Here is a 24,960-nt window from a genome sequence, read left to right on the forward strand (position 1 = left end):
CGGGACGAGCCAGCCGGCTACCGCGCGATCCGGGCCTCGAAGTAGTACAGCTCGGCGTCGGCTCCGACCTGGGCGAAGCCTGCCTTTTCGAGGGTCCGCTGGGACGCGACGTTGTCGAGATCGGTGTCTGCGCGGATCGTCGTCACGCCATGCGCGGCGGCGATCTGCATGACGGTCATCAGCGCTTCCGTCGCGTAGCCTTGTCCTCGCGCGGACGGCGCCAGGCCGTAGCCGACCTCGACGACGTCGCCGTCGGGGCGCCCCTTGAAGCCGATACCACCGACAGCCAGCCCGTCGGACTGACGCCTGATCTGGTAGTAGCCGAACGGACGCTGGTCGCCGTTCTGCTCGGTGGCGCGCAGGAAGCCGCCGATGGCGGCCAGGTCTCCGTCGAACGGGTAGTCGGCCGCCCAGGTGTCGTCGGTATCGGGTGCACGATCGCGAATACGCCGCGCCTCCAGCTCGTCGATCGGATGCAAACTCAGCCGTGCGGTGCGGGTATCCATGGCGAGCACTCAACCAGCACGATGCTCCATCCTCAACCGACTAATGAGCGCTCAGCGGACCCTCGTCCCGACCAACAGCGAGTTCCGCAGATCAGGCAGTACGACCTCCGTCGACACGAGCCGGGGATCGGTGAAGAAGATCCGCCGCTTGGGATCGTCGGTCCGGTACGGCGAATCGGGTGGCAGCAACTGAGTCGGCGTCACGTCGTCGACCACGAGCCGTCCACCGATCCGCAACAGCCCGACCAGCGCCGCAGGATCCGACTTCCCGCCGTCCGCGAACAGCAGATCGAACGGCGCCCGCTCCGCGAGCACCGAGAAGGCGTCACCGGTGATCACCTCGACGCCCGGCTCGTCCGCCAGCACCTCGCGAGCGGCGGAAGCGCGCAGTTCGTCGAGCTCGACAGTGACCAGCTCGCAGCCGACGGGCATCGCCCCGGCCATCCACGCCGTACCAACGCCGACGCCTGTGCCCAGCTCGCCGATCCGGCCGTCCGCACATCCAGCGGCCAGCACGGCCAGGAATCGGCCGACCCCTGGCAGGGAGGCGGATGGTCCCGACTGATCCCGGGTGAGAGGGAATCCGAGCCGTTCCGCCACGGTGTGGGCTCGCCGGACCAGCGGTGGCAGCTCATCCATCGCGTCGCCTAGTCGATCCGCTGCTCAGCGAGATCCGCCCAGTGCTCGACCGCTGCGGGCGTGTAGTGGCGGATCGCCCAGTCGACCATCCGCAGACTCATCACGGCCCACAGCGGGCGGAGTACGTCGGCCGGCAGCGCGTCGAGGATGGCGTCGAGGCGCGGAGTCACCCGTCCGAGCGGTGGCTCGGATTGTACGCCGAACCGCAACGTGACCAGGTCGAATCGACGGTCGCCACGCGCAGCGCCGTCCCAATCGATGATCCCGGTGATGGTCCCGTCGACGGCGAGGAGGTTGCCCGGATGGTAGTCGAAGTGAACCGCGTCGACCCCCTCCAGCAGCGGTGGGTACGCCGCTCCGACCTCCCGTACCCAGTCGTCGATCCGGGCGGTACGACGGTTGTGAGCGCGCAGCGGACCGTGCAAGCAGAAGCCCGGCCCATCGTGGTCCAGGAACAGATCCTGCGCCGGCACCTCCGGTCGATCCCGGAGCAGCCCGGCGTGCAGCGAGTTGAAGTCCAGCGCCTGCGTCAGCCCGTGGTCGTCGAGTCGCCGGATAGGTGCTCCGGGCAACAGTTCCTGGACGGTGGCGATCGCCGTACCGAGCTGGACGGCGAGCTCCGTCCGCGGCGCCGGCGCGCCCGCCACTCGCGCCGCCTCGGTGACCGCCAGCGGACCGGCTTCGAGGTCCGGCAGTCGCACGCCCGGCCGCCACTTCAGGATGGAGCGATGCCCGTCCGGCCACCGCACGACAGCGGCCCCCACGTTGCCGCCGGCGCCAAGCCCCTCGACAACCAGCGGAACGCCGGTCTGTTCCTCCAACTCGGCGGCGATCTGTGCCGCATCAAGCCGTTCGACCGGTGACCAGGCGGAAGAAGTCATCTAGTGAGTCGCCTCCTGTGGGGGTCGCAGAGTCTGCTCGTACAGGTCGACCGCGCCGTGGACCTGCTCGAGGGGAGTGCTCAGACGAAGTTGGAGCAGAGTGCCGTCGAGCGTGATGAGCGAATACGTCACCAGGTGGTCCAGCGGGACATCGGTACGCACGGATCCTACGTCCCGCAGGGTCTGCAGCCGGTCGCGGACCGCCTCGACGACGACCTGTCCCCGCTGCTCCCAGCGCTGCCGGAAGTCCGGATCCGTCAGCAGCTGGCGCCCGACCTCGAGATAGCTCGCGGTGTACCTGAGCCCGGTCTGCGCGTAGTCGTCGACGACCGCACGCAGACCGCCTTCACGCCACCGCTGGGCGCCGCGGGCGGAGTCCTCCTCGGCGAGAGCGATGAAGATGTCGAGTTTGGTGGGGTAGTAGTTGAAGATCGCCCCGCTCGACAGCCCGGACTCGGTCTCGAGTTCGCGGATCGTCGTCAGTTGGTAGCCCTTCCGGGCGAAGCAGGTGCGGGCGGCGTCGAGGATGAGCGTCCGTCGAGCGGCCTTGTGGGTGTCCGAAACGCGCGGCATGGGTCCCAGTTTACAAAACCGAGCGCGCGCTTTATTTTGGCTGGGTGGACACTCTGAGCGCGCAGCGTGGTCTCCGGCCGCTACTCGTCGCCGAGATCGCGTCGTCGTTCGCGCTGGCCGTGCAAGCGATGGCGATTCCGTGGCTGGTGCTGACCAACGGCGGCAGCGCGACGGACGTCGGTGTCGTGATGACCGCGGGGCTGGCGCCGGCGATCGTGCTCGGGATCCCGCTCGGTGGGCTGGTCGAGCGGGTCGGGGCGCGCCGCTGGATGATCGGATCCGACGTGGTCAGCGTCGCGTTGGTGGCCGCCATCGTGACGCTCGCCGAGGCGGATGCCCTGCCGTTGTCGGCCTTGGCCGCGCTCGTCTTCGTCCTCGGGTCGCTGCGGACGCCGTACATGGGAAGCCAGCAGGAGCTTCTGTCCAAGCTGGTCGGCGACCGGGAGAGTCTGCTGGCGCGGGCGACCAGCATTCTTCAGGGTGCGAACCGCACCTCATTGCTGCTCGGTCCGCCGATCGCCGGCGTACTCGTGACTGCGATGGGAGCGGCGCCAACGCTGCTCGTGACGATCGCGACCCTGATCGTGGTGATCGCGATCCTGCGGCTCGCCGTACCCCGGGAGACTCGGCAGGTGACGGCCGCTCGGCCGCGCCTTCTCGACGGGCTGCGCGAACTCCGGCGCGACCGGCTGGTGAGTTCCTGGATCTCGGCCAGCACGTTCAGCGAGGCCGCGTACCAGGCGCTGTTCGTGGCGATCCCGATCCTCACGGTTCAGCGGTACGACGCGACCGCCGCGGCAGCCGGCGTACTCACCGGAGCCTTCGGCGGCGGCGCCGTCGCCGGAAGCTTCGCCGCGATGGCGTTGGCCTCCCGAGTCCGGTCTGTTCGGCTGGCCCTGGCCGGGAAGTTCCTGCAGGCGTGACGTTCGCGGGCCTGATCCTCGCCGTCCCGCTGTGGGGCGCTGTCGCCCTGATCGCGGCGCTCGGCGTCGCGAACGGGCTGACGAACGGCCCGTCATCTGCGGTGATGATCCCGCGACTGGGCGAACGCCACCGTGGCAACGCGCTGACCGCCGCAGCGACGATCATCATGAGCGGAGGTGCTGTCGGGAGCGCCGCGGCCGGACCGGCGCTCGACCACACCTCGGCGGAGGCACTGTTCACCGTCGCCGCGATCCTGATGGGCGTGAGCTGCGCACTCTATGTCCGCGGCGCGGTCCTGGCTAGTCGCGGAGGTACTCCGCCCGCCAGCGAAGGATCGTGGGATCGACCGGACTCGGAGACTGATCGAGTTGGATCAGGCGCAGGTCCGGCGTCGCGAACGACTCGATAGCGGTACGGGTCAACGGCCACGGCGGACCTTCGACCTCGGAGTCCGGAACGTCCTCCGCGCGAGAGGCCGCGATGACGAGCAACGTCCCGTCGGGGGCGACCTGCTCGCCGACCTGTTTGATGGCGGCAGGCTGGAGGTCGAGCGGCAGCGCCTGCACGGTGTAGATCTCGACGACCAGGTCGAAGGCGCGGTGCCACTCCGCCGGCGGGGCGAGCAGATCAGCGGTGACGTACTGCGCCTTGGAGTCGGGATGGTTGCGGTGCGCGGCCTGGACGGCTGTGGGGGAGATGTCGAACGCGGTGGTCTCAAAGCCGAGGTCCGCGATCAGCTCCGCGTCCCACCCGGTGCCGGCTCCCACGATCAGCGCGGTCTTCCCGGTCCCGTCCGGGTGCGATTCGTCGACCCATTCGGTGAGCATCGGGTGCGCCGTACCTCGGTCCCACGGGACGACGGCGGCACCGTCCTCGGCTGCGGAGTAGAGCCGATCGAACCAGCCGGTCGGATCGTCCTGGGACAGCGACTCGTGGGCGATCCGGCGCGACACGACGTCCGGATCCTCTTGTGGCTCAGGCATCCGCGCCACCTTCTCGCTTCGCGTCGGCTTCGAGACCTTCGTGGATGGCTCGCACCGTCTGGACGGTATCAACTTGATCAGGTCGCTTGTCGTCCCGGTAGCGCAGTACCCGGGCGAACCGCAGCGCCATGCCCGCGGGGTAGCGCGGCGAGGTCTGAACGCCGTCGAAGGCGATCTCCACGACCACCTCCGGGCGGAGATAGACGGTGTACTCGTCGCGGCGCTCCTCGAGCTCCTGGAATCGCTCGGTCTGCCACCGCAGCAACTCGTCGGTCAGCCCTTTGAACGTCTTGCCGAGCATCACGAACTCGCCGGTCGCCTCGTCCCGCGCGCCCAGATGCAGGTTCGACAGCCAGCCAGTACGACGCCCGTGGCCCCACTCGGCCGCGAGCACGAGCAGGTCGAGCGTGTGGGTCTGCTTGACCTTGACCCAACCGGACCCGCGCCGGCCGGCCTCATAGGGAACGGTCAGGGACTTCACCATCACGCCCTCGTGGCCGCGCTTCACCGCGTCGAGGAAGAACGCATGTCCGGCCTCCGCGTCGTCGGTCACGAGCCGCGGGATCCGTTGTTCCTCAGGGATCAGCTTGCTCAGCCACTCGTGCCGCGCGGCGCCGTCGAGACCGATCAGGTCCTGCCCGTCCTGATGCAGGATGTCGAAGAAGTACGGCGTCAACGGCACCGACTCGGGCCCGGTCGCCGCCCGAGTCGCCGTCCGCGACCCGGTGACCTGGAAGGCCTCCGGCCGGCCGTCCCGCCGCAGGGCGATCAGCTCACCGTCGAGCACGACCTGCTGCGCGTCGAGCGCCAGTACGGCGCTGACCACCTCGGGCACCCGCTTGGTGATGTCGTCGAGCGTGCGGGTGTAGACCACCACGTTGTCGCCGTCGCGATGCGCCTGGATCCGGATCCCGTCCAGCTTCCACTCGAGGGCGGCCGGCGTACCGGTCTTGGTGAGAGCTTCCGCGACGCTCGTCGCGGACTGGGCGAGCATCGGCTGCACGCCGCGCCCGACCTCCAGCCCGAACTGCGCCAGCCCCGCCTCGCCCTCGGTCAGTACGGCCACCGCGACCGGCGCGGCCGCGCCACGCAACATCGTCGCGGCTCGAATCTTCTCCAGCGGGATCCCGGTCGCTCGGGCGACCGCATCGGCCATCACGCCGTCCAGCGCGCCCTGCCGCAACTCACCGCCGACCAGCAGCCGCAGGAACCGCTGCTCGTCCTCGGTCGCACGGCCGAACAACGCGTCGATCGCCTCCCGTCGGCGGGCCTGTGACCCGGCACCGGACATCTCGGCCAGCTCGGCGAACGCGCTGTCGACCTCCTCGACCGTCAGCGACGGGGTTTCGGCGGGCGTCGGCGCGTCCATCAACGTCCGCCACCCGACGCCGGTACGTCGCTGGCGCAGCTCACCGGACAGGTACGTCACCACGATCTCGGTCTCCGCCGGCTCGGTCGCCCGCGACAGCAGCCCGGCGATGAACTCCGCCTTCTTCAGCCGCGACCGCGTCCCGGCCAGCGCGGTCGATGTCTCGACCACCTCGGTGAGCAACATGACCCCAGTCTCGCCCATCCCACCGACAGTCCGGCGTACCCGGAATTCCGAGGGTCAGGGTGCGGGCGGGAGATCGTCGAGGAACTCGGCGGTGGGGGTGAAGAACAGCGATCCGGTGACCGCGGTGGAGAAGTCGAGGATGCGGTCGTAGTTGCCCTCGGGCTCGCCGATGAACATCCGCCGCAGCATCAGCTCGGTCACCGACGGGGTCTTGGCGTAGCCGATGAAGTAGGTGCCGAACTCCTGCGTCCCGATCGTCCCGAACGGCATGTTGTCGCGCAGGATCTGCAGCTCGTTCCCGTCCTCGTCCTCGATGACGTTCAGCGCGATGTGTGCGTTGCTCGGCTTGTCGCCGTCGGACAGTTCGATGTCGTCGAGCTTGGTCCGGCCGATCGCCAGCTCCTGCTGCTCGACCGTCAGCGCGTTCCATGCCTTCAGGTCGTGCAGGTACTTCTGCACGATCACATAGCTGCCGCCCGCGAAGTCGGGATCCTCGGCACCGATCAGTACGGCGTCCTCCGCCTCTGAACCGGCCGGGTTCTCGGTGCCGTCGACGAAGCCCAGCAGGTCGCGCATCTCGAAGTACTTGAAGCCGTGGACTTCGTCGACGACGGTGGCGGCGCCGTCGAGCGACTTCATGATCTGGCCGGCCAGCTCGAAGCACTGGTCGAGGTGCGCGGCGCGGATGTGGAAGAGCAGATCGCCGGGAGTGGAGACGGCGCGGTGCTTGGCGCCGTCGAGTTCGATGAACGGGTGCAGGTGGGCAGGCCGCGGCCCGCTGAACAGCCGGTCCCAGGCGTCCGACCCGATGCTGGTGACGCAGGACAGATTTCCGGCTGGAACCCGGAAGCCGACGGACCGGATCAGACCGCTGACCCGTTCGAGCAGATCGCGGGTGGTCTCCTCGCCTCCCGGCTCGATCCGGACCACGAGGAAGATCGCCGAACCGGTCAACGGCATCAGCACCGACTGCGGCAAGGCCCGCGTCGTGGCTGCTGCACCAAGGGTCGGATCAGTCACCACTGTGTTCTCCTCCAGCTCCTTGGCCCGATCTTCTAGAGTCCATTCATGGACCCGCAATCGGGCGAACCGCGCCCACAGGACCCGCCGCCCCCCGGCAACCAACCGAACCCGTGGGTCCCGCCGTACCAACCGGGCCCATCCTCGCAGCCCGGTCAGTACCCGCCGCCCCCGCCCTACCCCCAACCGGGTCCCTACCAACAGCCCGGCCCCTACCAGCAGCCCGGCCCCTACCAGCCGCAGTGGCCCGGGCCGCACCAGCAGCAGCAGTACGGCGCACCGCCGCCGTACCCGGGTCAGTACGCCTACCGCGAGCCGCGCATCATCCCGGCTCCTCCGGGTACGCCGTACCACCGGCTCGCGCGGACGCCGAAGCACAGATGGTGGCGGCCGATCGTCGGGACGCTGTTCCTCGCCTCCGGCGCCTTCTTCCTCACCGCGGCGGTGCTCGTCGGCTGGGAGATCGTCCACACGCTGATCGCCGGCGAGTTCGTCCAGCCGCAGGGCAATGACATCTTCCCGAGCGACACCGAGAACCTGGCCGTCACGCTGGTCATGCTCGGAGTCCTCACGCCGTTCGTCATGCTGACCGCCTGGGTCGTCCAGCGCCGGCCGGCCTGGAGTGTGGCGTCCGTCCTGAACCGGATCCGCTGGCGCTGGCTGCTGATGTGCTGCCTGCCCGGCCTCGGCTACCTGGCGCTGTCCTACGGGCTGGGGATCGTCGCCGACGCGATCTTCCCGAGCAGTGACGCGACGGCGACCGACGACGGTTCGTGGGTCGGCTTCAGTCGGTTCATCGTGCCGGCGCTGGTCATCCTGCTGCTGGTGCCGTTCCAGTCCGCGGCCGAGGAGTTCGTGTTCCGCGGCTGGCTGCTGCAGGCGATCGGCGCCTACGGCCCGGACCGGCCGGAGGGTCGCGCCCGCAGGCTCCGGGTGCTGTTCCGTTCGCCCTGGCCGGGCATCGTGATCAGCAGCCTGGCGTTCGTGTCGGCGCACGGGTACACCGGGTGGGCGATGGCGGACATCTTCCTGTTCGCGGTCACCATCGCGTGGCTGACAGTGCGGACCGGTGGGCTGGAGGCCGGCATCGCGCTGCACGCGATGAACAACCTGTTCGCCTTCTTGTTGCCTGCGGCAACTGGACAGCTGGACGGCTGGGACCAGCAGGGCGGCGCCCCGTGGACCCTGCTGGCGCTGGACATCCCGTGCCTCGCGTTCTACGCGGCCGCCGTGGTGTGGCTGGCGAAGCGGAACCGGATCGCCCGGGTGAGCTGACAAAAACCGGGCGAGAATTGTCCGGGCCGTCTGCCAGGGTAGACGCGTGACGAACACGAAGATCGAGGCCGTCCTGTTCGACTGGGGCGGCACACTGGCGACCTGGCACACCATCGACCTGTACGCCGTCTGGCGGACGGTGGCGGCGGCGATCGACGAGGCCCGGGCGGACGAGCTCGCCGGCCGGCTGTTCGAGGCGGAGACCTCGGTCTGGGCCCGGTCGCGCGACCAGCACCTGAGCAGCACGCTCGAGGAGGTCTGCCTGCTGGCCGACGTGGTGATGACCCCGGCGGCCCAGGTCGAGTACGAGCGGCAGTGGCACCCGCACACCGAGCTCGAGTCCGACGCGATCGACACGCTGCGCGATCTCCGGGCCCGCGGGCTCAAGGTCGGCGTGCTGTCGAACACGATCTGGTCGCGGAGCCGCCACGAGGAGATCTTCGAGCGGGACGGCGTACTGGGGCTGCTGGACGGGGCGGTCTACACCAGCGAGATCCCGTACACGAAGCCGCACCCGGAGGCGTTCCTGTCGGCCATGCGGGCGGTGGGGGAGTCGGAGCCGTCGCGGTGCCTGTTCGTCGGCGACCGGCTGTTCGACGACGTGTGGGGCGCGCAGAACGTCGGGATGCGGGCGGTGCACATCCCGCACAGCGCGATCCCGGTGGAGCAGATCGGTCACACCGAAGGCGAGCCGGACGCGACCGTCCAGCGGCTGTCCGAGCTCCCCGCGCTGATCGACACCTGGAACAAGGCCGTCGCCTGACCGGTCACGTCATGTGCTCGACGCGCTACGGCTAGCGGCCGGCCACCGAGTCTGGTTAACGTCCAACCTCCGAGCATCCCGCCCTTGGAGGTTTCCAACATGTTCACCCGTCGTACCTTCACCGCGCTCGTGGCGGCGGCTGCCGCCGGCCTGACCCTCGTCAGTGGGGTCTCGCCGGCGGCCGGCGAGACCGAGGCCGAGGCCGCCGTCACCGACGGTCCGCTCCACGTGATGTCGTTCAATCTGCGCTACGCCAGCGACACCCCACCGAACACCTGGACCGACCGGCGTCCCGTGATGCGCGAGCTGCTGCGCCGGGCGCGGCCGGAGCTGATCGGGACCCAGGAGGGGCTGTACTCCCAGTTGCAGGACATCTCCGCCGACCTCGGGCCGACGTACGACCACATCGGGCTCGGACGCGAGGGTGGCAGCAAGGGGGAGTTCATGATGATCTTCTTCGACCAGCGCCGGCTGGAGCCGCTCGAGTACGACCACTTCTGGCTGTCGGACACCCCGAACGTGATCGGCTCCCAGACCTGGGGTGGATGCTGCCCGCGGATGGTGACGTGGGTCCGGTTCAAGGACAGGGCGACGTCGCAGGAGTTCTATGCCGTCAACACGCACCTGGAGGCGTTCGACGCGACGGCACGGTCGAAGTCGGCCGACCTGATCCTGCAGAAGCTGGCGGCGTTCGACCCGGCGCTGCCGGTGATCATGACCGCCGACTACAACGAGGCCGCCAAGCCGGGGCTGACGGTCTACGACAAGCTCGTGACCAGCGGCAAGCTCGCCGACAGCTGGGTCACCGCTGAGCAGCGCAGCCCCCTCTACGCCACCTTCCACGGCTACAAGCCGCTCACCCCGAACGGCGACCGGATCGACTGGATCCTCACCACCCCCGGGATGCGTGTCTCGAAGGCGAACATCAACACCTTCAGCCGCGATGGTCAGTTCCCGAGCGACCACCTGCCGGTGGAGTCGTGGGTCCACCTGGGCTGAGAAATGAAGGACCCCCAGCCGGTGTGGCTGGGGGTCCTTCGAGGGGTTTCGGGGTGGGGGTTACGCGGCGAGGGTCGGGTCTGCCAGCAGGCGGAGGCGGCCAAGGGCCTCGCGCTCGATCTGGCGGACGCGCTCGGCGGAGATGCCGTGCACGGCGCCGATGTCGGCGAGTTTGGCCTGCCGGCCGTCGTGCAGGCCGTACCGCCGCCGGATCACGTCGGCCGAGCGCGGGTCGAGCTGGTCGACCAGGCTGAACAGGCCCGAGCGGTCCGACGCGTCGGCGACCAGCTGGTCCGGGCCCGGCGCGGTCTCGGCCGCGATCAGGTCGCCCAGCGAGGTCTCGCCCTCGTCGTCGATCGGGTTGTCCAGGCTGATGTGGTCCCGGCCGATCCGGATCAACTCGGTGACCCGCTCCACGTCCAGGTCCAGCTCCGCCGCGATCTCGTCCATCTCCGGCTCACGGCCGAGCTTGCGCTCGAGCGTCCGCCGGGCGGACCCGATCTGGTTCAGCTGCTCCACCACGTGCACCGGCAGCCGGACCACTCGGGCCTGCTGCGCGATACCGCGGGTGATGGCCTGCCGCACCCACCAGGTCGCGTACGTCGAGAACTTGAATCCCTTCCGGTAGTCGAACTTCTCCACCGCCCGGATCAGACCCGTGTTGCCCTCCTGGACCAGGTCCAGCAGCGGCATCTGGGATCGTCCGTACCGGCGTGCGATCGACACCACCAACCGGAGGTTCGCGGTCACGAACCGCTGCTGCGCGCGCTGGCCCTCTTCGGCCAGCCACTCCAGCTCTTCCTCCGTCGCATATTTGGGCGCTCCGCCCTTCTTGCGTCCAACCCGCCCCTCGGCCAGCAGTTGCTCCGCCAGGAGTCCTGCCTCGACCGTTTCAGCGAGCTCGACCTCTTCCTCAGCCGTCAGCAAAGGTGTCCGCGCGATCTCCTCGAGATAGAGACCGACGCTGTCCTTGCCGTCGATACCGTCGTCCGCCGAGCGGACACGAGCCATGCGAGCCACCGAAACTCCCTTCGTCGTTACATGGAGAGCAACGCTCGAGTGAGGTTCAAGATTCCACGACGAGTGTGTAAACACCCTGAAGGTTCCCTGAGAGTTCCTGGCACGATCACGCCCTGGAAACCGATGTCCAGGAGCCGCTCGTGTCCGCTTCCCGGCCGCCTTTGCGTCCGCGCGTCCGAATTCCCCTTTGCTTTGCGCGGGAATTCGCCTCCGGTGCCCGGCGGCACCCCGCGGAAGAAACCTGAGAATCTGTCCAGAATCACCACCGCCTCCGGTGCCTTGTGTGTTGCACAACACACGCCGTGCGTGGTGCCGGGGGAACCCAGCCTCCAACCTCTCCAACCAGCAGCAACGCCGCCGGTACCCGCCGTGTTCCCGCCCGAAACGCGGGGTCAGGCCAGACCGAGGGTGTCGAGCTCCCAGGCCAGGCTGAAGGCGATCTCGTGCCACGCGTCGTACCGTCCGCTGCGGCCGCCGTGGCCGGCGTCCATTTCGGTTTTCAGCAGTACGTCGGCGTCCGCGACCGCGCGGAGTTTGGCCACCCACTTCGCGGGTTCGACGAAGAACACCCGGGTGTCGTTCAGGCTGGTGATCGCGAGGATCCGCGGATACCGCTGGGCGGTGACGTTTTCGTACGGCGAGTAGGACTTCATGTACTCGTACACGTCCGCGTCTTCGAGCGGATTACCCCATTCCTCCCACTCGATCACCGTCAACGGCAGCGACGGATCCAGGATCGTGGTCAGCGCGTCCACGAACGGCACCTCGGCGACGACTCCGCCGAACGCCTCCGGCGCCAGGTTCGCCACTGCGCCCATCAGCAGGCCGCCGGCGCTTCCGCCCTGCGCCACGATCCGCTCCGGCCGGGTCCAGCCTTCCTTCACCAGGTGCTCGGCCGCGGCGACGAAGTCGGTGAACGTGTTCCGCTTGGCAAGCATCTTGCCGTCGTCGTACCAGTGCCGGCCGAGCTCGCCGCCGCCGCGTACGTGCGCGATCGCGAACACGACGCCGCGGTCCAGCAGCGACAGCCGCGGGATCGAGAACCACGGGTCCATCGAGCTCTCGTAGGAGCCGTACCCGTACAGCACGACCGGCGCGTTGCCGTCCTTCGCGACGTCCTTGCGTGCGACCAGCGAGATCGGCACCTTTGTCCCGTCGCTCGCCGTCGCCCACTCGCGGTACTGCGTGTACGCGCCGAGGTCGACCCCGCCGAGCACGGGTTGCCGCTTCAGCAGCCGGCGCTCACCGGTCGCCACGTCCACGTCGTACGTGGAACCGGGCGTGACGAGAGACGTGTAGCCGAACCGGTAGCGGGTCTCGTGCCACTCGTCGTTGCGGCCGGGGGACACGGTGTGGATCGGCTCGTCGAACTCCAGCACCTCGGGCGCCCCGAAACCCCCCTCGGTACGGCGCATGATCGCGAGCTCGGTGAGGGCGTCCCGACGGCGGTGCAGGACGACGTGGTCGGCGAACGCGTCGACACCGAGCAGCCGGCTCGACGCGTCGCCCTCGAGCAGCGTGGTCCAGGAGCCGGGGGAGTCCAGCGGCGCGGTCGCGAGGGAGAAGTTCGCCGCGTCCGCGTTGTGCGTGATCAGCAGTTGGTCTCCGGCGTGCTCGACGTCGTACTCGACGCCGTCGCGGCGGGGCGCGACGACGACCGGCTCGCCGGTGGGGTCGTGGGCGTCGAGCAGCCAGACCTCGCTGGTGATCTTGCTGCCGAGCGCGATCAGGATCGCCTGCTCGTTGCGGGCCAGGTCGACCCCGACCCAGAACCGCTCGTCGGGCTCCTCCTTCACGAGCACGTCCTCGGTCGCGCCGAGGGTGTGCCGCCAGACCTGGTACGGCCGCCAGGCGTCGTCGACCTTGGTGTAGAAGATCGTCGACCCGTCCGCGGACCAGGCCGAGCCGTAGTGCACCTCGGGCAGCTCGTCCGGCAGCAGTTCGCCGGTGGCGAGGTTCTTGATCCGCAGGGTGAACCGCTCGTCGCCCTTGAGGTCGACGGAGTACGCGAGCAGCCGGCCGTCGGGGGAGACGTCGACGGTGCCGAGGGAGAAGAACTCCGAGTCGCCGGCCACCTCGTTGCCGTCCAGCATCACCTCTTCGCCGGCGATCTCGCCGTCGGTGGCCGGGGGCTGGTCGCCGTCCACCTTCACCCGGCAGTGGATGCCGTACTGCTTGCCCTCGATCGTGCGGGCGTAGTACCAGTACCCGCCGCGCCGGGCCGGCACGCTCAGGTCGGTCTGCAGGGTGCGGTCCGAGATCTCCTTGAAGATTGCCTCACGCAACGATTCGAGGTGCGCCGTCCGGGCCTCGGTGTAGCTGTTCTCGGCGCGCAGGTGGTCCAGCACCTCGTCGTCGGTCTTGTCCCGCAGCCACTCGTAGTCGTCGACGAACACGTGGCCGTGGTGACTGCGTTCGATCGGCTTCCGGGCAGCGACCGGGGGCTTCGGGAGAGAGTTCAAGTCGGACATGCCGCGAGACTACCTGCCGGACACCGGACGTGGCTGCCGGTTTCCGTAGCCGCCCGATCAGACGTCGTACGTCGCGACGACCGGGGCGTGGTCGCTCCAGCGTTCGGCGTACGTCGGGGCGCGGTGGACGACGCAACCGGTGGCGGATCCGGCGAGTTCGGGAGAGGCGATCTGGTAGTCGATGCGCCAGCCGGCGTCGTTGTCGAACGCCTTGCCGCGCCAGGACCACCAGGAGTACGGGCCGGGGCCTTCGCCGCCGAAGCGCCGGCCGAGATCGACCCAGCCGGACTCGAACAGGCGGTCCATCCAGGCGCGCTCCTCAGGGAGGAAGCCGCTCTTCTTCCGGTTCGCCTTCCAGGCCTTCAGGTCGACCTCGCGGTGCGCGATGTTCAGGTCGCCGCACATCAGCACGTACCGCCCGTCGGCGCGCAACTCGGTCAGCCGCGCGGTGATCGCGTCCAGGAACGCGTACTTCTCCTCCTGCCGCGGTGGCGTCTCGAATTCACCCGTGAACACATACGTGCTCACCGCCGTCAGCGTCGTGCCGTCGTCCAGTACGACGTCCGCCTCGACCCACCGGCCACACCCGGCGAACCGCTCCGGACCGATGTCTCTCCGCTCGTCCTTGATCGGCCGGCGGCTCGCCACTGCGACTCCCGCACGCCCCTTGTGCCCGTCGATCGACGGCTCGGCGTGCGCGATGTTCCAGTCACCGCCGAGCTGCTCCCGCAGTACGTCGTCCGTCGCGCGAACTTCCTGCATCAGCAACAGATCCGGATCGGTCTGTTGCAGCCACGGACCCATCCCGCGCCGGAACGCGGCCCTGACACCGTTCACATTCACCGTGGCAACCTTCAGCACCCGTGAACCCTAACCCTCGGTGGTCGTGAGGATGGCGTCGAGGGACTGTTCGCAGAGGTGTTCGAGGGCCTCGGCGGAAATGGTGGGGTTGTCGATCCAGGTGAGCAGAGTCTGCTCGACGTACCCCTGCCAGCCGTGGCAGGCGAGCTCGACCGTCGGGGTGATCTCGATGCCGCTCTGGGCGACCGCGCTGACGACCCACGTGCTGAAGACCCGGCGGATCTCGGAGTGCAGTGCGCGTACGTCGGGGTCGCCGGCGGCCGACATCAGCAGGGTGGCGCGGTAGAGCTGAGGTGCTTCGAGGACCGCACGGACGAAGGCGCGGATGCCGGACCGGAGTTGCTCGCCGGGAGGCAGCGACGGGTCGGGTGCGGTGCGCAGCATGACTTCGGCAGCCGCTTCCTCGATGACGGCGTACTGGAACTTCTTCTTCGAGCCGAAGTAGTGGAACAGCAGCGCGGGGGACACCTTGGCCTCGGCGGCGACCAGTTCGACCGTGAGTTCGCGGTGCGGGTCGGCGACCAGGACGCGGCGGGCGGCCGCGAGGATCTGGTTGCGGCGTTCGCCGGGGCGCAGCCGGGCGGACGAGGTCTGGGTCATACGGCCAGTCTATTGAGTAATCGGTCAACAAGCACTTACTGTTGAGTATCCACTCAACAAGCTGGAGGTCCAGATGCGTGGTCAGGTCGTCCTCATCACCGGTGCGTCCCGCGGAATCGGCGCCGCGGTCGCCCGGAAGCTGGCGCGGGACGGCGCCACGCTGGCACTGATCGGTCTGGAGCCGGACGAGCTGAAGAAGGTCGCCGAGGACTGCGGGCCGGACGCGGGGTGGTGGGAGGCCGATGTCACCGACACCGAGTCGCTGCGGGCCGCGGTCGAGGCGGTGGCCGAGCGGTACGGCCGGATCGACGTCGTGATGGCGAACGCCGGCATCGCCGCGCCAGGGTTCAGCCGGAGCATGGACCCGGCGATGTGGGAGCGCGTCGTGGACGTCGACCTGTTCGGCGTCTGGCGGACCGTCCACCTGACGCTGCCGTATCTGCTGGAGAGCAAGGGCTACCTGCTGCTGGTCTCGTCGCTCGCGGCGATCGTCCATATCCCCGGGCTGGCGGCGTACAACGTGGCGAAGGCCGGCGTGGAAGCGATGGGGGACACGCTGCGCCCGGAGCTCAAGCACCTGGGCGTACGGGTCGGTGTCGCACACATGACCTTCGTCGACACCGACATGGTGCGTGGCGCCGACGAGCACCCGGTGTTCGGCAAGATGCGCACCGGCATCCCGCTGGCGAGCAAGGTGTACCCGCTGGACTTCGCGGTCGACAAGTTCGTCGACGGGATCAGGAAGCGCCGTCGGACCGTGCACGTGCCGGGCTGGATCGGGGCGATGAAGGTGTTCCGCTGGGTGATCCCGCACGTCATCGAGGCGGGCTCGCGGTTCAGCGTGCCGAAGGCCGATCGGGCCGCGCTCGCCGACGTCCAGGCGCGCGGCGCCGCGGCCTCCTCCCGGGCGACCGGCGCCGGCGGCCGCGCCGACGCCGAGAAGGCCGCGGGCAGATGAGCCGCGAGTACGACGTCGTCCTGCTCGGCGCCAGCGGCTTCACCGGAGCCCTGACCGCGGAGTACCTGGCCAGGAGCGCGCCGCCGGACCTCAAGTGGGCCGTTGCCGGACGCAACCAAGGCAAGCTCGAGGCCTTCGGCAAGGACGTCCTGCGCGCCGATGTCACGGATCCCCAGTCTCTGCAGGCCCTTGCCGAGTCGGCCAAGGTCGTAGCCACCACCGTCGGTCCCTACATTCGGTACGGCGAGCCAGTGGTGGCAGCCTGTGCGGACGCGGGGACCGACTACCTCGATCTGACCGGTGAGTCCGAGTTCGTCGATCGCATGTACGTGCGCCATCACGGACGTGCCGTTCAGACCGGTGCCCGGATCGTGCACGCCTGTGGCTTCGACTCGATCCCGTACGACCTCGGCGTCCAGTTCACCGTCGAGCAGTTGCCGCGGCGCGTCCCGATCCAGGTCGACGGTCTCCTGCGGGCCGGCGGCCGTCCGTCCGGGGGCACCTTCCATACCGCGATCACGGCGTTCTCCCGGCCGAAGCAGCACCTCGAAGCACACCGGGCACGTCGCCGCGCCGAGCCAGGGCCGGACGGTCGGAAGGCCAGGGCGGTCTCCGGCAGGATCCACCGGCAGCAAGGCTTCTGGGCGGTTCCGTTGCCGACCATCGACCCACAGATCGTCGGCTACTCCGCCCGGCTGCTCGAGGAGTACGGCCCGGACTTCCGGTACTCGCACTACGCCGCGCTCAAGCGCCTCCCGATGGTTGCCGGAGGCATCGGTGGGGCCGCCCTGCTGATGGCGGCCGCCCAGATCCCGCCGGCCCGGAACGCGTTGCTCAAGCGGCTGCAGCCAGGCGACGGGCCGAGTCCGGAGCGCCGGGCGCGGTCCTGGTTCAACGTCCGCTTCGTCGGCCGTGGTGGCGGCAAGCAGGTCATCACCGAGGTGGCCGGCGGCGATCCCGGGTACGACGAAACCGCCAAGATGCTGGCCGAGAGCGCTCTGTGCCTCTGTCGCGACGACCTCCCCACGACAGCCGGCCAGACCACCACGGCCGCCGCGATGGGACCGGCGCTGCGGCAGCGCCTGGTGAACGCCGGGATGACGTTTGCCACCCTGAGCACCGACGAGTACTAGGACGCCTGCTCCCGAGTCAGGGTGCCCCGGAATGATCCCGGGCTTATGGCGCGGAGCGGTCTGGAGCACCCCGTGGGGTGGCACGCTGGCAGCATGAGGACACTTCTCAACCTGATCTGGCTGGTGCTGGCCGGGTTCTGGCTGGCGGTCGGCTACGCGATCGCCGGTGTGATCTGCTGCGTGCTGATCGTGACCATCCCGTTCGGCATCGCGTCGTTCCGGATCGCCGGGTTCACGCTGTGGCCGTTCGGCCGGACCATGGTCGACAAGCCGAGTGCCGGGGCGGGCGCCGTACTGGGCAACATCATCTGGGTCGTCTTCGCCGGCTGGTGGCTGGCGCTCGGACACCTGGCCACCGGGATCGCGCTCTGCGTGACGATCATCGGGATCCCGCTCGGCCTGGCCAACTTCAAGCTGATCCCGATCTCGCTGCTGCCGCTGGGCAAGGAGATCGTGCCGACCGACCAGCCGTTCGCCGTCCGTTGAGGGCGCTCACCGTCCTCGGCTCGTGCGGCGCCTGGCCGGAGGCCGGGCGAGCGTGCGCCGGCTTCCTGCTCGAGTACGACGGCTTCAGCGTCGTACTCGATCTCGGGTACGGCGCTCTGCCGCGACTGCTGGAGCATCGGCCCAGGGGTGAGGTCGACGCGGTCGTCGTCACGCACCAGCATCCCGACCACTGCGTCGACGTGAGCGGTCTCGCGCGCGTTCGCTTCTACGAGGCACCGGACGCACCGCCGGTCCCGCTGCACTGTCCGCCGGGGGTGGTCGACGTACTGCGGGCGCTCGAGCCGGACCCGGATCCGGCGACCGTCTTCGACGTACACGACCTCGCGGCGACCAGACGGCTCGGTCCGTTCGCGGTCGAGACCGTGGAACTGCCGCACTACAAGACCAACTTCGGTGTCCGCCTGACCGCGCCCGGGGTGTCCGTCGCCTACACCGGCGACAGCGGTCCGTCACCCGATCTGCGGAAGCTGGCCGAGGGAACGGATCTGTTGATCTCGGACGCGACCCATCAAGGCCCGTCACCGGACACGACGCCGCGCTATCTGATGACGGCGACCGAGGCTGGTCGGCACGCGCGCGGAGCGAAGCGCTTGCTGCTGACGCATTTCTGGCCCGGCTCCGACCGGTCGATCTCTGTCGCCGAGGCACAGCAGGAGTTCGGCGGCGAGGTGATCGCGGCCGAGGAGGGCCTCACAGTCCCGCTGTGAGCCTCAGGCACTCTCGACAATCTTGCGGACGTTCGTGATGTGGCCGCAGCCGGACTCGATCAGGCGGGCGCGTTCTTCGGCGAAGGCGTCGCCGAGGTTGCGCCGGGTCTCCTCGGACACGTCGGTGCGAGCGGGGTTGAGAACATCACGCTCCTCCTCGTCCAGGTGGTGCGTGAGGGCCTCGGACAATTCATGCAGGTTCTCGCTGAACTTCTCGCTGCCGGTGTCGTCGACCTCCATCAGCGCGAGTAGCGCTGCGTTGCCTTCGTCGTGCTCGTGTTCGGAGTGCTCGACCTCGTCGGCGTCGATCGCGTCCTTGCGGCGCAGCATCGGGTAGACCTTCGACTCCTCCGCCTCCGCGTGCGCGATCAGCACGGTCGCCAGGTCGGCCAGTACGGCGGACCGATCGCTGCGCACGTCCCGCAGTTCACGTAGCGCCTCCTCGAACCACCGGTGGTCCGCCAGGATGATCTCGACCACGTCGCCGCCGGTCGCCGGCAGGATCTTCGGCATTGGTTGCCCTCCACATCTAGAAACGTCAGCCCGGCCGGTACCCAGGCCGGCACCGGCTAACCTGCACGCATGCCGTCCGCCCTGGTCCGACGCCCCAGCCCGCGCCTCGCCGAGGGCCTGGTCACCCACATCCGACGCACGCCGGTCGACGTGGACCTCGCCGTACGCCAGTGGCAGCAGTACGTCGACGCCCTCGAGGCGCACGGCTGGACCACGATCGAGGTGCCGGCGATCGACGGGTGCCCGGACGGCGTCTTCGTCGAGGACACGATGGTCGTGTACGGCGACCTCGCGGTGATCGCCCGATCAGGCGCGGACGAGCGACGACGCGAGGCAGCCGAAGCCGAGCGCACCGTCGCGGCACAGGGCTACCGCACCACCCACATCACCGAGCCCGGCACCCTCGACGGCGGCGACATCCTCAAGATCGGCTCGATCGTGTACGCCGGCCAAGGCGGCCGCACGAACGACGAGGGCATCCGGCAACTCCGTGAGGCCTTCGCGCCACTGGGAGCCGAGGTCCGCGCCGTGCCGGTGCAGAAGGTGTTGCACCTCAAGTCCGCGGTCACGGCGCTACCGGACGGGACCGTGATCGGCTATGAGCCGCTCGTCGACGACCCAGAGGCGTTCGAGTCGTTCCGCCCGATGCCTGAGGAAGCCGGGTCGCACGTCGTACTGCTGGGGGAGGGTCGCCTGCTGATCGCCGCCTCGGCACCGGAGTCCGCGAAGCTGCTCGAGCAACTCGGCTACAGGCCGGTCGTCGTCGACATCAGCGAGTTCGAGAAGCTCGAAGGCTGCGTCACGTGCCTGTCGGTGCGCCTTCGGCGGTGAGCAAGGCCTCGCAGCCTCGACCGCCTGAAGATCGCGCCTCTTACCGCGCGCCGCACCGACACCGCAGGCCTCGATAGGCCCCCGCTGTTCCTCATTCGTTCAACCCGTTCTGGCCGGGCTCGGGTTCGTCGTCTCCTTCCGCTGAGGCGATAACAACTTTGGTCAAGGCCGGGTCGTCGATCGCGAAGGTCCGGACCGGACCCGGCGGCGTGTCCGCGGTCTCGAACCGCACGGTCACGCGGCCGCGGCCCGAGCCCCAGACCCAGCCGCGCCCATAGTCGGGATGAGCGACGTCCTGACCCGGGTAGAACCCGAGCTGGTCGCGCGTCCGCTCCGGCAACTCGACCACCTCGACCGGGGCGTCGGCGTACTCGCTCTCGGTGAAGAGGTCGTCCTGGATCCAGTCGGCGAGCGAGGAAACGCCCACTCCGAGCAGGCGGATCCCGCCGCCGATCTCGCTGTCGTCGAGCAGCCGTCGCGCCACTCGCGCGATCACCCGGGCGTCGTCGGTCGGCCCGGCCAGCGTGGACGACCGCGTGTGCGTGGTGAAGTCGTGCATCCGCGTCTTGACCGTGACTGTGCGGCCGGAGAGCTGCGCCTTCTGCAGCCGCTCGGAGACGCGGTGCGCCATCCGGTCGCCGATCGCGGCCAGCAGTGAACGGTCGATGATGTCGGTCTCGAAGGTGTCCTCGACGCTGACCGACTTGGTCTCCCGGTCGCTCACCACCGGACGGTCGTCGGCCGCGATCGCCAGCCGGTACAGGCTGCTGCCGTGCGCGGAGCCGACCTGGCGGATCAACTCGTCCTCGTCGAGTTGCTGGAGGTCGGCGACGGTGCGCACGCCGGCCATACTGAGCCGCTGCGCGGTCGCCGGCCCGACACCAGGGATCACGGTGACCTGCATCGGCGCGAGGAACTCCGCCTCGGACCCGGCCGGCACGACGACCACGCCGTCGGGCTTGTCCAGGTCGCTGGCGATCTTCGCGATCAGCTTCGACGTACCGGCGCCGACCGACGCGGTCAGGCCGCCGCTTGCCTTCCGGATCGCGGCCTTGAGATCCAGGGCGATCGCCTGCACGTCCTCGACGGTGAGCCCGGTCAGCCCGGACGCGGACAGATCGACGAACGCCTCGTCGAGCGACAACGGCTCGACCAGCGGCGACAACGCCCGCATCTCGGCCATCACCGCCTGGCTGCTCCGCCGGTACACCTCGAAGCGTGGACCGAGGTACGCCGCGTGCGGACAGCGGGATCGTGCCTCCGCGGTCGACATCGCGGAACGCACGCCGTACTTGCGGGCCTCGTACGACGCGGTCGAGACGACACCGCGGACGCCGACGCCACCGACCACGACCGGCTTGCCCCGCAACGACGGCTTGTCGCGCTGCTCGACCGCCGCATAGAACGCGTCCAGGTCGACATGCAGCACCGACGGATCCCCTCGCACGGCACCAGTCTCCCTGGCATGACCGACAATTCTGGAATGACATTCCCCACGCACTGGGACGACGGCACCGACCCGGCCAGCCCAGAACACCAGATCCACTGGTACGACGAACGTACGGCGATCATCCGCCAGTCGCTTCGGACCAGTTTCGAAGGACCGTTCATCTACCTGTTGCTGGGCACCGAACGTGCCCTGCTGCTCGACACCGGCACCGGTGACGCCAAGCTGCGGCCGGTGGTGGAGAGTCTGCTGTCCGGTCAGGAGCTGATCGTCGCGCACACCCACAGCCACGGCGACCACGTCGGTGGCGACGACGAGTTCGACCAGGTCGTCGGCAGGACGGCCGAGGACGTTGCGGCGTACTTCGGGATCGCGGACTGGCCGAACGAGGTGGTCCAGCTCGATCTCGGCGACCGGGTGCTGGACATCATCCCGATCCCGGGGCACCACGCGTCGCACATCGCCGTCTACGACCGGACGTCGAAGGTGCTGTTCAGCGGCGACTCGCTGTACCCGGGCCGGTTGTACGTCTTCGACTGGCCCGCGTTCCGGGCGAGCGTGGCCCGGCTGGCCGGGTTCGTCGCCGCGGGCAATCCGGTCGAGCAGATCCTGGGTGCGCACATCGAGCTGACCCGGGAGCCCGGCCGCGACTTCGAGATGGGCGCCGACAAGCATCCGGACGAGCACGAGTTGCCGCTCGATCCCGGCGTACTGACCGAGCTGGCCCAGGTCCTCGACGAGGCCGGCCCGGAGCCGGTCCGCATCGTGCGCGATCACTTCATCGTCTATCCGGTCTGACTCCAGCACGCGATTGCGTCTCACACAGGTGGGCACCCTTCAGGCACACTGAGGCCAGTAGCCACCAGGGGAGGCGCAGATGGGCGAGGAAGTCGACCGGGTCGAATTCACCCGGGCGGATCGGACGGCGTTCCGCAACCAGGTCCATCGCAATCTCGACGCCTTCGCGCGGATGCTGCGCGAGGCCCGGTTCGCGCCCGAGCGGCCGATGACGGGGATCGAGATCGAGCTGAACCTGGTCGACGAGAACTGCGATCCGGCGTTCAAGAACTCCGAGGTGCTGAGCGCGATCGAGGACGACGCGTTCCAGACCGAGCTCGGCCAGTTCAACATCGAGATCAACGTTCCGCCCGGGCAGATCGACGGCATCGGCCTGGACACGATGGAGTCGAACATCCGCGACAGCCTGAACGCGGCCGAGGAGAAGGCGGCCCGGACCGGCTCGTCGATGGTGGTGGTCGGGATCCTGCCGACGCTGCTGACCGAACACATCCATCGCGAGGCGCTGAGCACGAACCCGCGCTACGCCTTGCTCAACGACCAGATCTTCGCCGCCCGCGGCGAGGACGTGCAGATCGGGATCGACGGCATCGAGCGGTTGCAGGTCACCGCGGACAGCATCGTGCCCGAGGCCGCGTGTACGTCGACGCAGTTCCATCTGCAGGTGACACCGGAGGCGTTCCCGCGGTACTGGAACGCGGCCCAGGCGATCTCCGGCGTACAGCTCGCCGTGGGTGCGAACTCGCCGTTCCTGTTCGGTAAGGAGCTATTGCGGGAAACGCGGATCGCCTTGTTCGAGCAGGCCGCCGATACCCGCACCCACGAGTTGAAGACGCAGGGCGTCCGGCCGCGGGTGTGGTTCGGTGAACGATGGATCACCTCGATCTTCGACCTGTTCGAGGAGAACTCCCGCTACTACCCGGCGCTGCTGCCGGTCACCTCCGACGAGGATCCGATCGCCGTTCTCGATCGCGGCGACACCCCAGCTCTTTCGGAGTTGCGGCTGCACAACGGGACGATCTATCGCTGGAACCGGCCCGTGTACGACGTTGTCCGGGAGAAGCCGCATCTGCGGGTGGAGAACCGCGTGCTGCCGGCCGGCCCGACCGTGGTCGACACGATCGCGAACGGGGCGTTCTACTTCGGCCTGGTCCGTGCCCTGGCCGACGACGAACGGCCGATCTGGTCACAGATGTCGTTCAGCGCGGCGGAGGAGAACTTCCACGAAGCGGCCCGGCACGGCATCGACGCGGAGGTGTTCTGGCCGGGCGTCGGGACCGCCCGGGCGACCGAGCTTGTGCTCAGACGCCTGCTCCCGTTGGCTTCTCGCGGTCTCGACGCCTGGGGCGTCGACGCCGCGGTGCGCGATCGGCTGCTGGGAATCATCGAGCAGCGGTGCCTGACCAACCGCAACGGTGCGTCGTGGCAGGCCGACGAGTTTCACCGACTGTATACAAAGGGATCGCACGGACGGCGGGACGCGCTGCGCGGAATGCTCCATCGGTACCGCGATCACATGCACGAGAACACGCCTGTGCACGAGTGGCCGGTGGACTGAACCGGTTAGTTGGTTTCCGACAACGTCGGACAGTCCGGGCGGAACTGAGGTCCCTCCGGCGGAACCGCTGCGACCTTGCCCAAGGCAACTGGGTGGACGAGTTCGATAACGACCCGGACTACAGGGGTGGCGCGTCGGGTGACAGCCCTGCAAAGGTGTGGCCACCGGAAGGTTAGACAGTCTTCTCGCGGGTAGTACTCGGGCACCGGCGTGGCTGCCACATCGGCGGCCGGGGCGGTGGTGGAGTACTACCCGCGCGACGATCAGCCGTCCGTCACGGCCGCGACACAGCTGGTGTAAATCCAGCGGATGCCGACCACGGTCGGGAGCAGTATCGTTCGAGACGGGTCGACACGACACCCGGAGGTGAGGCAGGGCGATGACGACCATCGTCGTGGGTTACGTGCCGAAGGCCGAGGGCCGTGCGGCCCTGCGGCGGGCGGCCGAAGAGGCGACGCTTCGCGACGCCAAGCTGGTGGTGGTCAACTCACACCGGGGTGGGCGCAGTTTCGACAGTGGTGAGGCCGCGGCGAGCGATGCCGCGTTGACGGAGGTACGTGAGCAGCTCGACTCGACCGGTGTGCCTTACGAGGTGCGGCAACTGGTGCGTGGACTCGACCCGGCGGAGGACCTGGTGGCCGTCGCCGAGCAGGTGCATGCCGAGTTCATCGTGATCGGGCTTCGGCGCCGGTCCCCGGTCGGCAAGCTCATTCTCGGCAGCAATGCCCAGCGGGTGCTGCTCGACGCTCCGTGTCCGGTGCTGGCCGTGAAGGCCGACGAAGGGGAGGACTGAGGTGACTTCGACACGCAGCAAGAAGCTGTGCCTCGCACAGCAGCCCGACGCCGACGAGATGCTGAGCAGAGATCCTTTCGCCCTGCTGGTGGGCATGTTGCTGGACCAGCAGATTCCGATGGAGCGCGCGTTCGCGGGACCGGTCGCGATCGCCAAGCGGATGGACGGCCCCTTCGATCCGTCCACGGTGGCGCACTACGACCCGGACGCGTTCGTCGAGGTGGTGGCCGGTCCGCCGGCCGTGCACCGGTTCCCGACCGCGATGGCGGCCCGGATCCAGACGCTGGCCAAGCACCTGGACGAGGAGTACGGCGGTAACGCTTCGGGCCTGTGGTCCGATGTGAAGTCAGGGGACGACCTGCTGGCCAGGTTGTCGGCCCTGCCGGGCTTCGGCGCGCAGAAGGCGAAGATCTTCGTCGCGCTGCTCGGCAAGCAACTCAAGGTCCGGCCGCGGGGCTGGCGCGAGGCATCCGAGCCGTACGGCGAGGACGGCGCGTACAAGTCCGTCGCGGACGTGATCGACGTGGCGTCTTTGGTGAAGGTGAGACAGTTCAAGCAGGAGCAGCAGTTGGTCCGGCAACGCGTGGTGGCCCGTCCACTGCGGCAGACCCGGAACGGCTGAGAACGGACGACCGCAAACGCACT

At 68.9% G+C, this 24,960-nt stretch carries 26 protein-coding genes; 13 read left to right on the top strand and 13 right to left on the bottom strand.

The genetic code is table 11. The annotated features are described in order from the left end of the window. Window positions 1-17 precede the first annotated feature (17 nt). From ACGFH6_RS27090 to ACGFH6_RS27105, 4 genes are read right to left on the bottom strand one after another with little or no spacing between them, the layout of a single operon-like run. Window positions 18-506, bottom strand: coding sequence for a GNAT family N-acetyltransferase (locus ACGFH6_RS27090; protein WP_393389307.1), 489 nt, complete (start codon window positions 504-506; stop codon window positions 18-20). A gap of 51 nt (window positions 507-557) precedes the next feature. After that, the gene (locus ACGFH6_RS27095) at window positions 558-1,145 is read right to left on the bottom strand and encodes an O-methyltransferase (protein WP_393389309.1); all 588 of its coding nucleotides are present in this window, start codon (window positions 1,143-1,145) and stop codon (window positions 558-560) included. 8 nt (window positions 1,146-1,153) lie between these two features. Then, window positions 1,154-2,026 carry a phosphotransferase gene (locus tag ACGFH6_RS27100; RefSeq protein WP_393389311.1) on the bottom strand — a complete coding sequence of 291 codons (873 nt, stop codon included), beginning with the start codon at window positions 2,024-2,026 and terminating at the stop codon, window positions 1,154-1,156. Further along, entirely contained in the window at window positions 2,027-2,599 is a 573-nt protein-coding gene (locus ACGFH6_RS27105) for a TetR/AcrR family transcriptional regulator (RefSeq protein ID WP_393389313.1), read from the bottom strand. Between the two features lie 44 nt (window positions 2,600-2,643). On the opposite strand from ACGFH6_RS27105, the gene ACGFH6_RS27110 reads away from it, so the two are divergent. Next, on the top strand, window positions 2,644-3,522 hold the full coding sequence (locus ACGFH6_RS27110; RefSeq protein ID WP_393389316.1) for an MFS transporter: 879 nt from the start codon (window positions 2,644-2,646) through the stop codon (window positions 3,520-3,522). A 300-nt stretch (window positions 3,523-3,822) separates the two neighbouring features. Here ACGFH6_RS27110 and ACGFH6_RS27115 read toward each other — a convergent pair whose 3' ends face one another. Genes ACGFH6_RS27115 through ACGFH6_RS27125 form a run of 3 tightly spaced genes read right to left on the bottom strand, consistent with a single transcriptional unit; the run spans window position 3,823 to window position 7,081 of the window. Next, on the bottom strand, window positions 3,823-4,506 hold the full coding sequence (locus ACGFH6_RS27115) for a class I SAM-dependent methyltransferase (protein WP_393389318.1): 684 nt from the start codon (window positions 4,504-4,506) through the stop codon (window positions 3,823-3,825). After that, window positions 4,499-6,079 (bottom strand): ATP-dependent DNA ligase, encoded by a 1,581-nt coding sequence (locus ACGFH6_RS27120; RefSeq protein ID WP_393389321.1) that lies wholly within the window; start codon window positions 6,077-6,079, stop codon window positions 4,499-4,501. The genes ACGFH6_RS27115 and ACGFH6_RS27120 overlap by 8 nt, the downstream gene beginning before the upstream one ends. A gap of 36 nt (window positions 6,080-6,115) precedes the next feature. Next, window positions 6,116-7,081: a Dyp-type peroxidase gene (locus tag ACGFH6_RS27125; protein WP_393389324.1), complete on the bottom strand. Its 966-nt coding sequence runs from the start codon at window positions 7,079-7,081 to the stop codon at window positions 6,116-6,118. A 48-nt stretch (window positions 7,082-7,129) separates the two neighbouring features. Between ACGFH6_RS27125 and ACGFH6_RS27130 the strand changes: the two genes are divergently transcribed. From ACGFH6_RS27130 to ACGFH6_RS27140, 3 genes are all read left to right on the top strand, one after another. Beyond that, the gene (locus ACGFH6_RS27130; RefSeq protein ID WP_393389327.1) at window positions 7,130-8,356 is read left to right on the top strand and encodes a CPBP family intramembrane glutamic endopeptidase; all 1,227 of its coding nucleotides are present in this window, start codon (window positions 7,130-7,132) and stop codon (window positions 8,354-8,356) included. A 46-nt stretch (window positions 8,357-8,402) separates the two neighbouring features. Next, window positions 8,403-9,119, top strand: a complete 717-nt coding sequence (locus ACGFH6_RS27135; protein WP_393389330.1) for an HAD family hydrolase — start codon at window positions 8,403-8,405, stop codon at window positions 9,117-9,119. Between the two features lie 99 nt (window positions 9,120-9,218). After that, entirely contained in the window at window positions 9,219-10,118 is a 900-nt protein-coding gene (locus ACGFH6_RS27140) for an endonuclease/exonuclease/phosphatase family protein (protein ID WP_393389332.1), read from the top strand. A 60-nt stretch (window positions 10,119-10,178) separates the two neighbouring features. On the opposite strand, the gene ACGFH6_RS27145 is transcribed toward ACGFH6_RS27140, so the two are convergent. From ACGFH6_RS27145 to ACGFH6_RS27160, 4 genes are all read right to left on the bottom strand, one after another. Further along, window positions 10,179-11,138 (bottom strand): RNA polymerase sigma factor RpoD/SigA, encoded by a 960-nt coding sequence (locus ACGFH6_RS27145; RefSeq protein ID WP_393389335.1) that lies wholly within the window; start codon window positions 11,136-11,138, stop codon window positions 10,179-10,181. Window positions 11,139-11,530: 392 nt separating this feature from the next. Next, entirely contained in the window at window positions 11,531-13,609 is a 2,079-nt protein-coding gene (locus ACGFH6_RS27150; RefSeq protein WP_393389338.1) for a S9 family peptidase, read from the bottom strand. Window positions 13,610-13,666: 57 nt separating this feature from the next. Further along, complete coding sequence (gene xth, locus ACGFH6_RS27155) at window positions 13,667-14,470, bottom strand: exodeoxyribonuclease III (protein WP_393389341.1); 804 nt, start codon at window positions 14,468-14,470, stop codon at window positions 13,667-13,669. Window positions 14,471-14,479: 9 nt separating this feature from the next. Continuing rightward, entirely contained in the window at window positions 14,480-15,070 is a 591-nt protein-coding gene (locus ACGFH6_RS27160; protein WP_393389342.1) for a TetR/AcrR family transcriptional regulator, read from the bottom strand. Between the two features lie 73 nt (window positions 15,071-15,143). Here ACGFH6_RS27160 and ACGFH6_RS27165 point away from each other — a divergent pair, with 73 nt between their 5' ends. From ACGFH6_RS27165 to ACGFH6_RS27180, 4 genes are all read left to right on the top strand, one after another. Next, entirely contained in the window at window positions 15,144-16,028 is an 885-nt protein-coding gene (locus ACGFH6_RS27165) for an SDR family oxidoreductase (RefSeq protein WP_393389345.1), read from the top strand. Then, window positions 16,025-17,161: a saccharopine dehydrogenase family protein gene (locus ACGFH6_RS27170; RefSeq protein ID WP_393389348.1), complete on the top strand. Its 1,137-nt coding sequence runs from the start codon at window positions 16,025-16,027 to the stop codon at window positions 17,159-17,161. Before ACGFH6_RS27165 ends, ACGFH6_RS27170 begins: the two co-directional genes overlap by 4 nt. Before the next feature lie 93 nt (window positions 17,162-17,254). After that, complete coding sequence (locus ACGFH6_RS27175) at window positions 17,255-17,647, top strand: YccF domain-containing protein (protein ID WP_360445936.1); 393 nt, start codon at window positions 17,255-17,257, stop codon at window positions 17,645-17,647. Next, window positions 17,644-18,375 (top strand): MBL fold metallo-hydrolase, encoded by a 732-nt coding sequence (locus ACGFH6_RS27180; protein ID WP_393389350.1) that lies wholly within the window; start codon window positions 17,644-17,646, stop codon window positions 18,373-18,375. Before ACGFH6_RS27175 ends, ACGFH6_RS27180 begins: the two co-directional genes overlap by 4 nt. Window positions 18,376-18,378: 3 nt before the next feature. Here ACGFH6_RS27180 and ACGFH6_RS27185 read toward each other — a convergent pair whose 3' ends face one another. After that, window positions 18,379-18,888, bottom strand: coding sequence for a hemerythrin domain-containing protein (locus ACGFH6_RS27185; RefSeq protein WP_393389352.1), 510 nt, complete (start codon window positions 18,886-18,888; stop codon window positions 18,379-18,381). Window positions 18,889-18,957: 69 nt separating this feature from the next. Here ACGFH6_RS27185 and ddaH point away from each other — a divergent pair, with 69 nt between their 5' ends. Continuing rightward, entirely contained in the window at window positions 18,958-19,719 is a 762-nt protein-coding gene (gene ddaH / locus ACGFH6_RS27190) for a dimethylargininase (protein ID WP_393389354.1), read from the top strand. Between the two features lie 91 nt (window positions 19,720-19,810). On the opposite strand, the gene ACGFH6_RS27195 is transcribed toward ddaH, so the two are convergent. Beyond that, complete coding sequence (locus ACGFH6_RS27195; protein WP_393389356.1) at window positions 19,811-21,166, bottom strand: DNA polymerase IV; 1,356 nt, start codon at window positions 21,164-21,166, stop codon at window positions 19,811-19,813. Between the two features lie 36 nt (window positions 21,167-21,202). Between ACGFH6_RS27195 and ACGFH6_RS27200 the strand changes: the two genes are divergently transcribed. The 4 genes from ACGFH6_RS27200 (at window position 21,203) to ACGFH6_RS27215 (ending at window position 24,937) form a co-directional block, all read left to right on the top strand. Beyond that, window positions 21,203-21,964, top strand: a complete 762-nt coding sequence (locus tag ACGFH6_RS27200) for an MBL fold metallo-hydrolase (protein WP_393389358.1) — start codon at window positions 21,203-21,205, stop codon at window positions 21,962-21,964. Between the two features lie 79 nt (window positions 21,965-22,043). After that, on the top strand, window positions 22,044-23,522 hold the full coding sequence (locus ACGFH6_RS27205; protein WP_393389360.1) for a glutamate--cysteine ligase: 1,479 nt from the start codon (window positions 22,044-22,046) through the stop codon (window positions 23,520-23,522). Window positions 23,523-23,901: 379 nt separating this feature from the next. Then, window positions 23,902-24,315, top strand: a complete 414-nt coding sequence (locus ACGFH6_RS27210; protein WP_393389363.1) for a universal stress protein — start codon at window positions 23,902-23,904, stop codon at window positions 24,313-24,315. A gap of 1 nt (window position 24,316) precedes the next feature. Beyond that, complete coding sequence (locus ACGFH6_RS27215) at window positions 24,317-24,937, top strand: HhH-GPD-type base excision DNA repair protein (protein ID WP_360445922.1); 621 nt, start codon at window positions 24,317-24,319, stop codon at window positions 24,935-24,937. Window positions 24,938-24,960: the final 23 nt, after the last annotated feature.

The organism is Kribbella sp. NPDC049227 (assembly GCF_043197265.1).
Taxonomy (GTDB): domain Bacteria; phylum Actinomycetota; class Actinomycetes; order Propionibacteriales; family Kribbellaceae; genus Kribbella.

Bases quoted from the DNA above. Each gene is read 5' to 3' on its own strand.
- ACGFH6_RS27090 (WP_393389307.1), bottom strand. From the start codon at position 506: ATGGATACCCGCACCGCACGGCTGAGTTTGCATCCGATCGACGAGCTG.
- ACGFH6_RS27095 (WP_393389309.1), bottom strand. From the start codon at position 1,145: ATGGATGAGCTGCCACCGCTGGTCCGGCGAGCCCACACCGTGGCGGAA.
- ACGFH6_RS27100 (WP_393389311.1), bottom strand. From the start codon at position 2,026: ATGACTTCTTCCGCCTGGTCACCGGTCGAACGGCTTGATGCGGCACAG.
- ACGFH6_RS27105 (WP_393389313.1), bottom strand. From the start codon at position 2,599: ATGCCGCGCGTTTCGGACACCCACAAGGCCGCTCGACGGACGCTCATC.
- ACGFH6_RS27115 (WP_393389318.1), bottom strand. From the start codon at position 4,506: ATGCCTGAGCCACAAGAGGATCCGGACGTCGTGTCGCGCCGGATCGCC.
- ACGFH6_RS27120 (WP_393389321.1), bottom strand. From the start codon at position 6,079: ATGGGCGAGACTGGGGTCATGTTGCTCACCGAGGTGGTCGAGACATCG.
- ACGFH6_RS27130 (WP_393389327.1), top strand. From the start codon at position 7,130: ATGGACCCGCAATCGGGCGAACCGCGCCCACAGGACCCGCCGCCCCCC.
- ACGFH6_RS27140 (WP_393389332.1), top strand. From the start codon at position 9,219: ATGTTCACCCGTCGTACCTTCACCGCGCTCGTGGCGGCGGCTGCCGCC.
- ACGFH6_RS27150 (WP_393389338.1), bottom strand. From the start codon at position 13,609: ATGTCCGACTTGAACTCTCTCCCGAAGCCCCCGGTCGCTGCCCGGAAG.
- ACGFH6_RS27160 (WP_393389342.1), bottom strand. From the start codon at position 15,070: ATGACCCAGACCTCGTCCGCCCGGCTGCGCCCCGGCGAACGCCGCAAC.
- ACGFH6_RS27165 (WP_393389345.1), top strand. From the start codon at position 15,144: ATGCGTGGTCAGGTCGTCCTCATCACCGGTGCGTCCCGCGGAATCGGC.
- ACGFH6_RS27170 (WP_393389348.1), top strand. From the start codon at position 16,025: ATGAGCCGCGAGTACGACGTCGTCCTGCTCGGCGCCAGCGGCTTCACC.
- ACGFH6_RS27175 (WP_360445936.1), top strand. From the start codon at position 17,255: ATGAGGACACTTCTCAACCTGATCTGGCTGGTGCTGGCCGGGTTCTGG.
- ACGFH6_RS27185 (WP_393389352.1), bottom strand. From the start codon at position 18,888: ATGCCGAAGATCCTGCCGGCGACCGGCGGCGACGTGGTCGAGATCATC.
- ddaH (WP_393389354.1), top strand. From the start codon at position 18,958: ATGCCGTCCGCCCTGGTCCGACGCCCCAGCCCGCGCCTCGCCGAGGGC.
- ACGFH6_RS27200 (WP_393389358.1), top strand. From the start codon at position 21,203: ATGACATTCCCCACGCACTGGGACGACGGCACCGACCCGGCCAGCCCA.
- ACGFH6_RS27205 (WP_393389360.1), top strand. From the start codon at position 22,044: ATGGGCGAGGAAGTCGACCGGGTCGAATTCACCCGGGCGGATCGGACG.
- ACGFH6_RS27210 (WP_393389363.1), top strand. From the start codon at position 23,902: ATGACGACCATCGTCGTGGGTTACGTGCCGAAGGCCGAGGGCCGTGCG.